Below are 14,573 nucleotides of genomic sequence, written 5' to 3' on the forward strand. Positions count from 1 at the left end.
TCAATAAAAACCGGTGAGGCAGCCAGTAATATGGCTGCCAAATTGTCGAACATGTAACGAGCTAGGAAGAGATCCTAATCAGCGTCTCATTCGTCCTGATTGCTCAGGTAATTCAAAAAATGCCACGGTTTCAACCAAGTTATTCGCCTGATCTTCTAAGGCGGCGGTTGCACTGGTTGATTGCTCAACAAGAGCGGCGTTTTGTTGGGTCACTGAGTCCATTTGACTTACAGCAACGGCTACTTGTTCGATACCACGACTCTGCTCATTGGAAGCGGATGCAATATTTCCCATTAATTCAGTAACTTGATTTACTGCTGCTACCAATTCGTTCATGGTTTGCCCAGCTTCATTGACCAATACAGAACCTTGGCTAACACGTCCAACTGATTCATCGATCAGCGCTTTGATCTCTTTTGCTGCTTCAGCGCTACGTTGTGCTAATGCGCGAACTTCACCCGCTACCACAGAGAATCCACGACCTTGTTCACCCGCTCGTGCCGCTTCAACCGCCGCATTCAGTGCTAAAATATTGGTTTGGAATGCAATACCATCAATAACACTAATAATGGCGCTGATTTTTTGTGAGCTATTAGAAATCGAAGTCATTGTGTCAATGACCTCTTCCGTAATTTCGCCACCTTTGGTTGCTGTTCTTGATGCAGTCACGGCTAATTCACTCGCTTGACGTGCATTATCCGCGTTTTGTTTTACCGTCGCGGTCAACTCTTCCATACTTGCTGCCGTTTCTTCTAATGATGCGGCTTGCTGTTCAGTTCTTGAGGATAAGTTATTATTGCCTAGAGCAATCTCGCGAATACCGGTAGACATTTGGTCTGTATTCACTCGAATAGATGTCACTGTTTTTGCCAGTGAATGCTGCATCAATTTCAATTTTTCGAAAACATCGCCAATTTCATCACGGAATGAAATTTCAATATTCTGATTCAGTTTTCCTTCCGCAACCTGCATGAAATGTTCACTCATGCTGTTTAACGGGGAAATAACTTTGCGTTTGAGCCACAGGTGTACAACACCAATGACCAAAAAGATAATGACAACGACACTGAAGAATGAGGTCCATGCAAATTGGTTATAGAATCTTGCATCTGCAATGGAGGCATTGCTTTCATCATTTAAAACAGAAAGATAACTGTTAATAACCTTAATTAATTCATCTTGGTTTTTTTGAGCGGGTAATGCGATATACGCCGCGACATCATTGTTATCAAGGTGAGTATTCAAGGCATTTAACGTGACAATAAAAGAGTTAAATTTCTCTTCTAATGCAGAGAGATTTTCTTTTTCACTCAACACAGGTTGGGCTTTAAATTCGGCGTAATCGTTATTTGCTTCGACTAAGTAATCATCAAAAATCTTGCGGGTTTCTTCGATTAAATCGTTGTGGCCGCCTTCTTTCAGTAATAAAGCAATTTGTGTCAGGCTATTGCGTGCCTGCATTAAGTGCTTGCTGGTCTCTTCAAGTAATGCACGCTTTTTAGATCCCAAATCAATATTTTCTAAAGATTTCAGTTCACTATTGACGATACCTACAGAAATCCCACTTGAGGCTAACTGCATGCCACAAAATAGGATTAGGAGTAAGTATAAGCTCACTGAAATTTTGATATTTTTTCCTAACATATTTAATCCCCTACTTATGACAGCCAAATAATTGGCTCTTTTTAATTATCGAGCTTAAACATATAAAAACGCTGCGGGATAAACTCCCACAGCGCTAGATTGGATTTACTTTTTAGAAGGTTTCCCAATTATCATCATCTTTATGATTTTTCGAAGAAATTTTAGATAAATCCGGTGTTTTAACAATATTAGAGACTGTTCTTGGTGCAGGTTGAGCATTGCGTACTTTGCCATGATCCAGTGCAGGTAAACGGAAAATGGAAATTAATTGAGAGAGCTTAGCGACTTGCTCTTCCAGTACGTTAGCAGCCACTGCCGATTGCTCGACAAGTGAGGCATTTTGTTGAGTCACTTTATCCATCTCAGCCACTGCGATGCTGACTTGAGAAATCCCTTTGCTTTGCTCATCTGACGCTGTAGCGATGTGCGTCATGATGTCGGTAACACGAGTGACAGAATCAACAATTTTGGTCATAGTTTCGCCAGCATCTTCTGCTTGACGAGCCCCAACATCCGTTCTAGAAACAGAGTCTTCGATCAGCGTTTTGATCTCTTTCGCTGCATCCGCACTGCGTTGAGCTAGGTTACGAACTTCGTCAGCAACAACAGCAAATCCACGACCATGTTCACCGGCACGTGCAGCTTCTACGGCAGCATTAAGCGCTAAGATGTTGGTTTGGAATGCGATGCTATCGATGACCGCAGTAATGTCAGAGATTTTTTGGGAGCTATCCGCAATATTGCGCATGGTGTGAACCACATTAGAGACGACTTTGCCGCCTTCTTTTGCAATCACTGAGGCTTGGCTCGCGAACTCACTCGCTTGATGAGCATATTCAGTATTCTGTTTAACGGTCGCCGTTAACTCGCTCATGCTCGCTGAAGTTTCTTCTAAACAAGCTACCTGCTGTTCAGTCCGCGATGACAAATCATTATTACCGGCTGCAATTTCTGTGGTTCCTTGATAGATAGTTTCACTACCATCTAGAACACCACGCACCGTATTGATCAGCTCTTGTTGCATATGCTGAACACCACCAGCTAACTCACCAATTTCATTGTGTGCTGAGGTATCAATTTTGGGTGTTAAGTCCCCTGCTGCAAATACTTTGATGCGCTCAATCAGTGTATTTAATGGCTCAGTAATTCCTTTACGCACATAGCGATAACTGAAGAAACCAATCAGTGCTAACAAGATTGATAAAACCACCAGCATATATAAAGATTCACGGTAGTTTCCTTCTGCATTATCAATTTCAGCTTGGAAATCAGCTGCAATATCAGCAAAATAAGCACTGAATTGCTCTTCAAATTTAGCTTGTAGTCCCGATGTTCTATGAGCATAGAAACCGTTTAAGTCACCTTTTTCCGCATATTCAGCGAGTTTTGTTAATGCCACCCGATAGTCTTCATAAGACTTGAGCAATCTATCAAACTGGTCTTTATCAATGGAGGTATTTTCCATCATCTTTCTGTATCGACCGTAAGCGTCATCAGCGGCTGTAAATTTATCATGTGCCGATTTGATTAAGTCACCAGCTGATGCATCATCCTTAATGTTGAGTTCTTCCAACAAATAAGCATTGATCGAGCGGTTTAAATCAGAGCGAGCCTGTAATAAATTAACCCAACTTTCAGTAAGAACTTGTCTTTGGCGTTGAAGAGAATTCAAATAATTAATGCTGTCGCTGTTATCGCCTAGTTTGGTAAACATCAAACCACTTGAAACCAGCTGCAATAAAATAAAAAGAAAAATAACGGACAAAAGTCCTGAAACGATTTTAATTCGACTGTACATGGCGTTTTACTAACATAATGTTGTTGTAATTTGGATATCGGTCATCTGCTCAAAAACTTTAGTGAGTGCCTCTGGCATTTTTGAGCAAATTGACAGCAGAAACGAGGTGATCAGCGGATGATCACTCCGCAATATGGTCGATTAGTGCCATTTCTTCACTGGTCAATAATTTTTCAATATCGACGAGAATTAACATCCTTTCACCCATCGTACCCAGCCCAGTTAAATACTGAGTAGATAACGTGACAGCAAAATCTGGTGGTGGAGCGATTTGATCTTCATTCAGCACCAACACATCCGATACGCCATCAACCACAATCCCGACAACGCGGTCTTTCAGGTTAACCACAATGACGACCGTATTATCGTTGTACACCACATTTTCATGGGAAAATTTAATCCGCAGATCGATGATAGGAATTATCACTCCACGCAGATTAGTAACGCCTTTAATAAAATGAGGCGTGTTCGCTATACGCGTTACTTGCTCGTAACCACGAATTTCCTGTACTTTTAAAATTTCAATTCCGTACTCTTCTTCACCAAGCGTAAAAACGAGGTAGCCTTCGCCATTTTTTTCTTCTTCGAGCTTGTTTAAATCATCATCTAACATAGACATGGTGTTTAGCCTCTATTTAGTGCATTACGGGTTGAGAAACAGGCTGTTTCTTATTAATCAAAATGTGGTTGTTCATTCGTTGTAATTCTGCAACATCTAAAATTAGGGAGACTGAGCCATCGCCCATGATGGTTGCGGCGGAAATACCCGGAACTTTGCGGTAATTACTGGCAATATTTTTCACCACGACTTGCTGCTGACCAACTAACTTATCGACTAATAAAGCAAAACGATGCCCCGCATTTTGAATAATTAACGCAATGCTATTTGCTAAATTAGGTTCGGCATTTTCGATAGAAAAGACTTGGTGGAGTTCGACGAGTGGTAAATATTCACCTCGAACTAAAAGCATTTTTTCTTCTCCCGCGAGACGATAAATATCTTCAGGGCGAGGTTGTAGCGTACTAATAATCGCACTAAGCGGCACAATGAAAACGTCATCTGCAACTTTTACTGACATTCCATCCAGAATAGCCAATGTTAGTGGCAGTAAAATACGAATAATGGTGCCTTTTCCTTCGGTAAAACCAATTTGAATTCGTCCACCCATGTCTTGGATATTACGTTTCACTACGTCCATACCCACGCCACGACCTGATACATCAGTAATCACTTCGGCTGTCGAAAATCCTGGCGCCATAATCAGCATCGCGACTTCGTCATTGGTCATCGCATCATGAATATTCATGCCTTGAGAGCGGGCTTTGGCAAGAATTCGTTCACGGTTCAATCCTGCTCCATCATCACGAACTTCAATACAGATATTGCCACTCTGATGTGCAGCAGAAAGCGTTAACGTACCCGCTTCAGATTTACCATTAGCAAGACGAACTTCTGGTTTTTCAATTCCATGGTCGAGGCTGTTACGTACAAGGTGGTTCAATGGATCAACGATACGTTCAATCAAGCTCTTATCTAACTCTGTCGAGCTACCTTCCACCTTAAGCTCTATTTTCTTGCCCAGTTTTGAGGCAATATCACGAACCATTCTAGGGAAACGGCTAAATACATAATCCATCGGCATCATGCGAATGGACATAACGGATTCTTGGAGCGCGCGAGAATTTCGTTCTAGTTGCACGATGGAACTGAGTAAATCTGAATATTCGTTTTGATCAACTTGCTGGCTATGTTGGGTCAACATCGATTGAATAATGACAAGTTCACCCACTAAATTAATCAGTTGGTCAACCTTCTCAACAGCGACACGGATACTGCTCGAATCGCCTTTTGGCTTCGCAGCGGCAGCTTTTTTTGCTGAAGAAGAGGACGATACAGCAGATGCAGGCGTTACCACCGGAGCAATCACTTTAGTGGTTTCAATCTGCCCTACCGGTTTTTCAACCATTGCGGCTAATTCTTCTACCGTTGCAGCCAGTTCATCGAGAGTCGCTTCTACATCCACAACTTTATTTGGTTCGCCACCACCTAGGATAAAGCCTTGGCACGCTTCATAATTTGTTGCACAGTGCTCAATCTGGGATTCATCCACGACGAAACACAATACACCGCAAATGTCATCGATATCCGTGTTGGTTCCCAGCCATGCTTTTAGGCTAGATTCACTTTTTTCTGTACCGAATAAACGACCAAATAGACCTAATTCATCTGCTAAAACATCAACTTCGGTTGATTTCAGTGAATTCAATGTAATGATAAAATAGTGAGAAAATTCATCATTCGTAAGCGCAGTGTTGGTTTGAATTGCAGATTCTGAAACGGTATCAGTAACCGTTTCCATTGCTGCAATAGACTCCTCATCAAAATTCACTTCTCCAACACCGTGCTCCACACTTTTTAGTACATCGCAGATATGTTGGAAAGTTTCATCATCAGGTAATGAATCATTTTTATAGGCATCCAACTGTGATGCCATTACATCCTTAGCATCTAAGAAAACATCAATAATATCCGGTGTTAGTGTTAGCTCGTCATGCCGAGCTTTATCGAGTAAATTTTCTAAGGTGTGAGTTGTATTTTGTAGGTGCGTGAAACCAAAAGTTGCCGCCCCCCCCTTAATCGAGTGGGCACTACGGAATATGGCATTGAGTTGCTCGCTATCTGGGTCGACAGGATCAAGCTCAAGTAAATGCTGTTCCATATCCCTGAGCAGTTCATCCGCTTCATCGAAAAACGTTTGATAAAACTCGGTAATATCCATGCTTTTTATCCAATTTCGCTTAAGTTTCACTTAATGCTCACTGCTAAAAACTCTAGCAGTGAATATTTTGATTAATTATCGATATAAGTCATTGTTAATTTGTGAATTTATTTTCCCACTTTAACGGTTACGACTTCGTTAGTTGCCTGAATCGGCACATCTTGTTGTGGCTTTTTAAGCACATCATGAATCGGTGTTGCTCCATCGTATTCATGCAAAATTTGATTAGTTTCATCTTCATTTAATACGATGATGCTGATCCGCCGGTTTATTGGCGCTAAGCCATTTTCTTTGTCCAAGTGGATAGATGACGCCATCCCAACAACACGTAAAATCTTTTGCTCTTCCATGCCACCCATGATCAGTTCACGGCGAGAAGCGTTCGCACGGTCTGATGACAGTTCCCAGTTGCTGTAATAGGCTTCGCTGGCATAAGGTAAATCGTCCGTGTGTCCCGAAATGCTAATACGATTTGGTACGTCGTTCAGTAATGGCGCAATGGCACGTAAAATATCGCGCATATAGGGCTCGACTATCGCGGAACCCACTTTGAACATCGGTCTATTGGCACTATCAACGATTTGGATGCGTAGACCATCGTTGATCATGTCGATAAGTAAATGAGGCTTTAATTCATTCAAACGAGGGTCTTGTAATATGGCTTGCTCAAGGTTTTCTTTTAGTTTTTCAAAACGATAATTAGCATCCCCTGAGATGATATTATTTGGCTCAGGCATCACATCACCATCACGAAATATCGGATCTTTACCGCCACCAGGTATGGGATTTGTCGCGTCCCCACTTTTTGAACCAGGATTAATCGCAACACTTAATGGAGTACGAAAATATTCAGCAATCTTAGTTAACTCTTGTGGGCTGGAAATAGAAATCAACCACATCACTAGAAAGAAGGCCATCATTGCAGTCATAAAATCTGCATAAGCAATTTTCCATGCACCTCCATGGCTACCTTGCTGATGACCACCACGTTTTTTGACACGAATAATTTGAGGATGATTGCCAGCCATGGTCAATTATTCCTCACTAGTTTCAGTTGTTCGGTTACCCACTTTCACTTCACGAACTTTGTCTTCCAGCTCGATAAAGGAAGGCCTATCTACGCTAAACAGCACCTTACGACCAAACTCGACTGCAATTTGCGGGGCATAACCTTGCAAAGAGGACAAAAAAGTGACCTTGATGCATTCCATTAGCTTGAGCTGCTCAGTGCTGCGCTGACGAACCAAACTCGCTAACGGTAAAATAAATCCGTATGCGACTAAAATGCCAAGAAATGTTCCTACCATTGCATGAGCAATCAACGCTCCCAATTCACCCGCAGGACGATCTGCTGCACCGAGTGCATTGACAACACCTAATACCGCAGCAACAATCCCAAATGCAGGCATCGATTCACCCACCATATTCAAGCCAGTGGCCGGAACTTCATTTTCTTGACGAAAGGTTTCCAATTCCTCATCCATCAGCGCTTCAATTTCGTGACTTTGCAGGTTACTGGTCACCATAAGGCGTAGATAATCCACAATAAACATCATGGCTGTTGGATCTTTGAGTATGCGAGGATATTGCGTGAAAATTTCACTTTCCTGTGGATTTTCAATATCTTTTTCTAAGGCAAGCAGCCCTTGTTGGCGGGATTTATTCAGTAATTGAAATAGCAAAGCCATTAAATCCATGGACATGGCTTTGTTGTAGGCTGAACGTCGGAAAAGTCTTGGTAATACTTTGCACAATGCAACGATGGATTTACCGCTGTTACCAACTACAAATGCGCCGAGCCCAGCCCCTAGAATAATAACGAATTCAGCTGGTTGGTACAGCGCGCCAAGATGACCACCGACCATGACATAGCCGCCAATAACTGCAGCTGTAACAATGATATATCCGATGAGTATTAACACAGTATTCCCTTTCACTCCGTTGGTTAACAGATGGCAGTCAAAGGGAATATGAGGAAGGACAGGCAATCTACTTGCCTGTTTACCAAATCAATCCAATTACATTACCGCTTTCGTAATGCCATCCTGTCGATACTCCGTAATATCGGCGAGATGCTCGGAAAGTTTACGTTTTTTTATTGCTCTTGATGGCGGTTGGCACAAGCTGCACGTAAAACTATTTTCAGGGATATGAGCGTAAGTGATAAATGAACCACTACAGCAGTTACATCCAGACCGCTGCAACATGCCACTTTCAACAAATCTAACCAGAGTCCAAGCTCGAGTGAGTGCTAAAATTGGCTCTTTTCCTTCTTCAGGAATGCATTGTTCTAAGTAAAGTTTATACGCTTTCAAAATCGCATCTACCCCTTCACATTGACCGGACTGGAGTAGAAATTGGTAGGCGTTATAAAACATGGATGAATGAATATTTTGTTCCCATGTCATGAACCAATCGGTAGAAAAAGGCAGCATCCCTTTTGGTGGCGGGCAACCTCGTAACTCTTTGTATAAACGGACTAAACGTCCACGGCTGATTTGTGTTTCGCTTTCTAACATTTGAAGACGGGCGCCGAGGGAAATCAATTCCATGGCTAAACGAATATCATTAGCTTCCTTGACGATACTTTTTTCAGCTACGCTACTCATCTTTTTCTCGCTATATCTGAATCGGACTCATTGTGCGTTTGCAATAATCGAGTCGAAAGAAGGATACCTGTATGAATTTGTTGAAGTTCATCAACTCGAGAATCGCGGGTTAATTTTTCAATCGTATCGCTGCTATCAAATCTAAATTGACAGATTAACTGGTTTGTTTCCGCTAATTTAACCAATTGAGGTAGAGAGAGTTCTGCTAAAGTGTTTGCCATCGAATCAGAGATACCGAGTCGAAACATCGCAGTGGCTTTTTCCTGGGAGATAAGCTTTTGAGCTAACAGCAAATATGAAAGATTAATATCGTATATATGCTTCAGAAAATCAGTGGTAGAGCTCATTTTTTTATACCTTTCGAATAATTATTAACATCTATGTGCAGAAAGAACAAATATCAATTTGAGCCTATTGTGTTAGCCAATGTTTTAAATATTAAGAATAATTAAATCTGGATAGCGTAGTCCGTTACTATCCCATGAGATCCGTTGAAATACCCAGTTTGGAGTATATAAACACAAAGATTCAAACCTAAATTAAATATATTTCCTGAATACCTACAAACAATAACGAGTGGTCAAAAAATTAGCAGATTCAGTAAAAGTCAGAATATACCGATTTCATTTTTAACCGTTAATTATTATGCACCACTAAATTAACTATTCAAGACACTTATGTTTCTTTTTATCCTATCGGCATAATTATCCATCTATATATTAACAATTCTTTATTACGACTATATCTTAATCCTACTTATCTAAAATATTTGCAACATTTCAATTTAACCTAAGTCAAATAGCAGAATTTTAATCAAACCATTACTCTAAAATAGGGAATTTATAAGCAATAAACCCCAAGCACATCACAGGAATCATAATATTGATCTAAATCAATCTTTTTTATTACCCTATAAAAGTGACTTTTATAAAACCCAATCAATATCGGTAAGTTAGGTAGAAAGATTAAACATTATTTTTCAATACCTTTAATCAAATTAATCACTATCATTCAAAATTATTCAATCATTTCCTTAGCAATATACATCTTAAATTTGTCATACATATTAATATTCACATATTACGTTTGATTAAATAAATTTAACTGTACCAATAATAACCAGTAAAAATAACATTAAAAAAATTAATTAAGTTTATCTTTTACTCTATCCGAATAGAGTGAATGTTAGATATCTGTAAATATAGATTTTTACCTCTATCTGCTATATTAATCACCGACTTTATTATTTTTGTATGACAAATATATTTTATATAAATTAACTTTTCAGGTATGTAATAAACATTTTTCGTTTTTATTCTAAAAACAAAAAACTCAAGCCACAGCATTAGTTATGCATGATGGCTTATTAATAAACGTCATATTCAAGATGATTTTAAATCACTGAAGAAGGTGGCAGTTCAAAAATCACTCTAAATTTTTTATTTACTATGTATATGTGTAAACGCATGAGCAAAAACTTGTAATATCACTTATGTTGGTAAGTAATTTAACTTAGCCAACCATTCCCTGCATATCTCTTTACTTAACGAATAGTAACAAAGCTAAATGATAACTCAATGTTACTATATACTTTTATTTTAACAAATCACTTCATGGGAAATACAAAATTAAGGGTATTTACTTATAGTAATTATGATGCAGACATATTATCAGTTGAATCATTTAAAAAATTATACGATGCCAAAAAAGTACAAAAAACAACCTCTGATTATTTGTATCTACAGATAAAATTTATTGCCAAAACTGAGAGTTGGCTCACAATTGTCATATTTTTTAGACAATACGTTTCGTTATGAAACGCTGTTTTTTAATCAAAATCACCTAGTAAAAAAAGAAAAAAAACACAGTCCGAGGATAATGACGCACCATTTTCATCTCATTAACACTTGTATCTTTGATTAATTGACAATGTTTTATACTATGGCTTTTAAATAAGATTAACGATGGGAGAGGAAAATGTTTGATTATTCAGCAGTGGTAGAATTTATTGAGGACGAAGGGGTATATGAAATTAATTTTTGTGATTTTCCTGATGTGCAAGGTGTAACTTATTTACAAGAAGATGTTGAATTAGAAGCAGAAGAAACTCTTACAGCAGCAATTGCCGAGCTTATTTCTTTACGAGCCCCTATTCCTCTCCCTGAAAATACCGCTCCTAATGCTTTTATCGTTCATTTACCGATTCTTTCCTGCTTAAAAATCGCTCTACATAATGCGATTTTAGAAACACAAACTCGCCGTGCAGATTTAGCCCGTAAGCTTAATATCAATGCTCAGCAAATTGAGAGGCTGCTCGATATTCAGCATGCTTCTAAAATTGAAGCTTTGGAGCAAGCCTTATACTTAGTCGGCTATGAAACAAAAGTCTCCGTAAAAAAGCTAGCTATCTAACTCTTTCTTAAACTAGCTAAAACTATAAAAATAACCATCCAGCCCAAGGACGGGCTAGATTGAGATAATAAAGTTGAGTCACAACTATGCGGTCAATTTATAGCGCTAATCAATTTAGCGACGATTGCTAAGTCGTTTTCCAATAACTCTTCGCACTCGGCTTTTGTATAGATTTTTGTGAGAATAATATCAGGGTCTGTATGCTCATAAGTACCGTATTAGTACGGGGGCATATCCCTCAAAATTAGTCACCGTGACGACAGTTAAAACCGTGTATGGTCCCTATGAATCATAGTCAGTGTATGATTAAAATTCTGTGGCGGCGTATACAAAAAAAGCCACGCAATGCGCAGCCTTGAAGAATTTATATCATGGAGTATCTATATTGTTATGGCTTTACACTATAACGACTTGCTATAGCAATACGATTAAAAGCGCCTATCGTGATAGATATCCATTCAATGAGTGCTAGCTGATCCTCACTCCAATATTTTGCAGCGTTTTCGTAAATATCATTAGATATATGGCCATCATGGACCATGTTTACCGACTCCACTAACAAGAACGCTGCTTTTTCTTTCTCTGTAAAGTAATCAGCCTCCTTCCATACTGGAACCAATGCTATTTTATCAATACTGATTTGGCATTTTTGTGCATCTTGAGTGTGAAGTCTCACGCAGAAAGCACATCCATTAATTTGAGATACTCTCAACTTCAACAAATGAATAAATCCCTCTTCTAGGCCTACAGATACCGCTTGCTCATCAAGATGATTGCTAATCTCAATTAATTTACTATATGCATTCGGGGATTTTTTAGATAATGAAACTCTGCTCATATAAACTCCAATTTACATTCAGATTCAGACTGAATACATATAATCAGTTTAAATAAACCTGATCTATCATGTTTGTGCGTTGGGTATATCGGATAAAAAAGGCCACACTCGGCGACCTCTATTCATTGATTGATCTAATTTATGAACAACGTTTAGTGGCTATGTCCCAAATGATATGTATAAGTAACGCAATTAACACGTAACTCATTGAAAAACTTGGTGGGCTGTTGGGGGTTCGAACCCCAGACCGAGCGATTAAGAGTACTTTTAACCGCCATCAAAAAACAATAACTTACTTATATTTCATCAATTTAAGAAACGAATAAATACGAATAAATTTGATGATTAAGTTTTTCTGCTGCCATTTTGCTGCCATTATTTTATTTTTTGTAGCGGGTTAAACTCTACAGCTTCTGACAGATGATTAGGTGAAAAATGAGAGTACCGCATCGTCATTTTTATGTCTGTATGGCCTAGTATTCTTTGTAATACTAATATGTTACCCCCGGACATCATAAAGTGTGAAGCAAATGTATGGCGTAAAACATGTGATGATTGTTGTTTAGGTAACTCAATCCCTGTTCGCTCAAGAGCCGACCTAAAAGCAGAATAACACGATTTGAATAATCGGTTATTACCCTGCCCTTTTGGCAACTCATTTGCTAACTCATCACTAATTGGAATAGAACGATTGCGCTTACCTTTTGTTCTAACATATGTGATGGTGTTATTTCTAATCTGTGTTGCTGTTAAGTTTTCAGCTTCAGACCATCTAGCCCCTGTTGCAAGACAAATTTTAACGACGTGAATTAAATCTTTAGACGTACTTTTCTCACACTCAGATAGTAATAATCTAATTTCATCATCGCTAAGAAACCCCATCTCTTGCTCATCGGTTTTATATGACCGAACTTTTGCTAATGGGTGTTCTTTTGTCCATTCATCTAGTCGAATTAATTCATTGAACATTGCCCTAAAATAAGCAAGCTCTAAATTAACAGTGCGTGGAGTTACAGTTTTTAATCTATCCGTTCGAACGATTTCTCCGCTTAACCTCTTTTCACGATAAATGGAAAAAATCTTTGCATTAAATTCAATCGCGAGAGGATCCCCCATAGCTTCACAAGCAAACAGCATTGAGGATTTTCGCTTTTTACCATCACCTAACGTTATACCATGAGCTCGAAACCAAGTTTCAACTAGCTCGGTTAGTTTACGCTTATCTTGTTTTTCACCAAGCCAAGGTTTCTCTTGTGACTCCTCAAGGAGGTAGCGCTCAAAAGCAATCGCTTCACCTTTAGTTGTAAAGAGTTTTCGTACTCGTTTACCATTGCGACCATTAGGAAAACACTGAACCAACCAACGCCCGTCAGCTTGTTTTTTTATAGTCATATTATTGATAGTTAATCTGTAAAATCACCAGTAACAAGAAATTCACGAAACTGATTTTCATTCAGGATGATAATTCCCATTTCTCTAGCTTTATCCATTTTCATTTGGCTAGCGTTATACCCGTAACATAATAGTTTTAAATGAACAGTTACTGACTTCCTTACAACCATTCCTGCATCAGCTGCTAACTCAGTTAGCTTTTCTTTATCAGCTTTAAGAAAGCCTGTAAAATGAACATCAAAAGTTTCAGATTTAGGCTTACTAACATAAAACTTACCTGTTTCTAAACCTTCCGATATATATTCTTCAGATTCATTTATAGAGTTGGTATACTTTATAACCCTATCTTTTCTAAATGTTTTTAACTTTCTATCTTCATCGGGTAATAAACTCTCACCTTGGAAATACTCATCATTTTCACTGACATTTGTTATTGATTGAGCTTTTACTTCATTTTTCGTATTTATATAAACAAAATTCAATATAGCACTCACAAATATCACCTCATTGATTGTCAATGATAGTAACAACACGTCCAATAATAGATATATCTTTTAGTTCACAATCGAAAGCCATTCCAGCCCCAGAAACTCTAACACGCTGCATAGGCATTCGAGTAAGTTCTCTAATGCTTATTTTATCATCAATTTTAACGACCCATTTACCGTCATAAACTTCGCCAAATTTGCGGTCAACAATAAAATGATTCTGCCCATCTTGAAACATAATAGGGTCACTAGGAAAAGGTGTACCCTGTTTGAACAGAACTTTATCAAACATAGCTATACCAGCCTCAAACTCTTCACCGTCTATAATTTTATATTTTTTAAGGCGTAATACGTCTAATTCCTCATGATCAAATTTTTTACCTTGACCTGTCGCAAGCCATTCAAGACTAACACCTGTTTCTGCAACACATCTAACAACTAAATCAGCAGGAAAATTATCTCTTTTATATCGCCCTGCTAAACTGCTAGAAGCCATTTCAAAGTGTTGAGCTAGCATAAGCTTAGAACCAAAACCATACGCTTCAATAATACGGTCAAGAACCGGAGCGCTCTCTCCAAACATTTCTAAATGAAATTTTCCCATAGCTATAC

General features: G+C 38.8%; 13 protein-coding genes. 1 reads left to right on the top strand and 12 read right to left on the bottom strand.

Annotation, left to right across the window (positions count from 1 at the left end):
• Positions 1-78: 78 nt before the first annotated feature.
• The 8 genes from PROVRUST_RS04080 to flhD form a co-directional block, all read right to left on the bottom strand.
• The gene (locus tag PROVRUST_RS04080) at positions 79-1,644 is read right to left on the bottom strand and encodes a methyl-accepting chemotaxis protein (protein WP_006813443.1); all 1,566 of its coding nucleotides are present in this window, start codon (positions 1,642-1,644) and stop codon (positions 79-81) included.
• Positions 1,645-1,756: 112 nt separating this feature from the next.
• Positions 1,757-3,442 carry a methyl-accepting chemotaxis protein gene (locus PROVRUST_RS04085; protein WP_006813444.1) on the bottom strand — a complete coding sequence of 562 codons (1,686 nt, stop codon included), beginning with the start codon at positions 3,440-3,442 and terminating at the stop codon, positions 1,757-1,759.
• A gap of 121 nt (positions 3,443-3,563) precedes the next feature.
• Entirely contained in the window at positions 3,564-4,061 is a 498-nt protein-coding gene (gene cheW / locus PROVRUST_RS04090) for a chemotaxis protein CheW (protein ID WP_039854244.1), read from the bottom strand.
• A 16-nt stretch (positions 4,062-4,077) separates the two neighbouring features.
• The gene (cheA, locus tag PROVRUST_RS04095) at positions 4,078-6,222 is read right to left on the bottom strand and encodes a chemotaxis protein CheA (protein WP_006813447.1); all 2,145 of its coding nucleotides are present in this window, start codon (positions 6,220-6,222) and stop codon (positions 4,078-4,080) included.
• 107 nt (positions 6,223-6,329) lie between these two features.
• Complete coding sequence (gene motB, locus PROVRUST_RS04100; protein ID WP_006813448.1) at positions 6,330-7,250, bottom strand: flagellar motor protein MotB; 921 nt, start codon at positions 7,248-7,250, stop codon at positions 6,330-6,332.
• Between the two features lie 6 nt (positions 7,251-7,256).
• Entirely contained in the window at positions 7,257-8,144 is an 888-nt protein-coding gene (gene motA / locus PROVRUST_RS04105) for a flagellar motor stator protein MotA (RefSeq protein ID WP_039854245.1), read from the bottom strand.
• A 96-nt stretch (positions 8,145-8,240) separates the two neighbouring features.
• Positions 8,241-8,831, bottom strand: coding sequence for a flagellar transcriptional regulator FlhC (gene flhC / locus PROVRUST_RS04110; RefSeq protein WP_006813450.1), 591 nt, complete (start codon positions 8,829-8,831; stop codon positions 8,241-8,243).
• Positions 8,828-9,178 (bottom strand): flagellar transcriptional regulator FlhD, encoded by a 351-nt coding sequence (flhD, locus tag PROVRUST_RS04115; protein ID WP_006813451.1) that lies wholly within the window; start codon positions 9,176-9,178, stop codon positions 8,828-8,830. The genes flhC and flhD overlap by 4 nt, the downstream gene beginning before the upstream one ends.
• A gap of 1,630 nt (positions 9,179-10,808) precedes the next feature.
• On the opposite strand from flhD, the gene PROVRUST_RS04125 reads away from it, so the two are divergent.
• Positions 10,809-11,243, top strand: coding sequence for a type II toxin-antitoxin system HicB family antitoxin (locus PROVRUST_RS04125; RefSeq protein WP_006813453.1), 435 nt, complete (start codon positions 10,809-10,811; stop codon positions 11,241-11,243).
• Between the two features lie 388 nt (positions 11,244-11,631).
• Here the strand turns inward: PROVRUST_RS04125 and PROVRUST_RS04130 are convergent, their stop codons facing one another.
• From PROVRUST_RS04130 to PROVRUST_RS04145, 4 genes are all read right to left on the bottom strand, one after another.
• Positions 11,632-12,081 (bottom strand): carboxymuconolactone decarboxylase family protein, encoded by a 450-nt coding sequence (locus PROVRUST_RS04130; RefSeq protein WP_006813454.1) that lies wholly within the window; start codon positions 12,079-12,081, stop codon positions 11,632-11,634.
• Between the two features lie 375 nt (positions 12,082-12,456).
• Positions 12,457-13,473, bottom strand: coding sequence for a phage integrase (locus tag PROVRUST_RS04135; protein ID WP_006813455.1), 1,017 nt, complete (start codon positions 13,471-13,473; stop codon positions 12,457-12,459).
• Positions 13,474-13,484: 11 nt separating this feature from the next.
• Positions 13,485-13,967, bottom strand: coding sequence for a BRCT domain-containing protein (locus PROVRUST_RS04140; protein WP_039854248.1), 483 nt, complete (start codon positions 13,965-13,967; stop codon positions 13,485-13,487).
• Positions 13,968-13,977: 10 nt separating this feature from the next.
• Positions 13,978-14,565 (bottom strand): phage repressor protein CI, encoded by a 588-nt coding sequence (locus PROVRUST_RS04145; RefSeq protein WP_006813457.1) that lies wholly within the window; start codon positions 14,563-14,565, stop codon positions 13,978-13,980.
• Positions 14,566-14,573 lie beyond the last annotated feature (8 nt).

Origin of the sequence: Providencia rustigianii DSM 4541 (genome assembly GCF_000156395.1) — a bacterium.
GTDB lineage: Bacteria > Pseudomonadota > Gammaproteobacteria > Enterobacterales > Enterobacteriaceae > Providencia > Providencia rustigianii.

Bases quoted from the DNA above. Each gene is read 5' to 3' on its own strand.
- motB (WP_006813448.1), bottom strand. From the start codon at position 7,250: ATGGCTGGCAATCATCCTCAAATTATTCGTGTCAAAAAACGTGGTGGT.
- PROVRUST_RS04125 (WP_006813453.1), top strand. From the start codon at position 10,809: ATGTTTGATTATTCAGCAGTGGTAGAATTTATTGAGGACGAAGGGGTA.
- PROVRUST_RS04080 (WP_006813443.1), bottom strand. From the start codon at position 1,644: ATGTTAGGAAAAAATATCAAAATTTCAGTGAGCTTATACTTACTCCTA.
- cheA (WP_006813447.1), bottom strand. From the start codon at position 6,222: ATGGATATTACCGAGTTTTATCAAACGTTTTTCGATGAAGCGGATGAA.
- PROVRUST_RS04135 (WP_006813455.1), bottom strand. From the start codon at position 13,473: ATGACTATAAAAAAACAAGCTGACGGGCGTTGGTTGGTTCAGTGTTTT.
- PROVRUST_RS04145 (WP_006813457.1), bottom strand. From the start codon at position 14,565: ATGGGAAAATTTCATTTAGAAATGTTTGGAGAGAGCGCTCCGGTTCTT.
- cheW (WP_039854244.1), bottom strand. From the start codon at position 4,061: ATGTCTATGTTAGATGATGATTTAAACAAGCTCGAAGAAGAAAAAAAT.
- PROVRUST_RS04085 (WP_006813444.1), bottom strand. From the start codon at position 3,442: ATGTACAGTCGAATTAAAATCGTTTCAGGACTTTTGTCCGTTATTTTT.
- PROVRUST_RS04130 (WP_006813454.1), bottom strand. From the start codon at position 12,081: ATGAGCAGAGTTTCATTATCTAAAAAATCCCCGAATGCATATAGTAAA.
- flhD (WP_006813451.1), bottom strand. From the start codon at position 9,178: ATGAGCTCTACCACTGATTTTCTGAAGCATATATACGATATTAATCTT.
- flhC (WP_006813450.1), bottom strand. From the start codon at position 8,831: ATGAGTAGCGTAGCTGAAAAAAGTATCGTCAAGGAAGCTAATGATATT.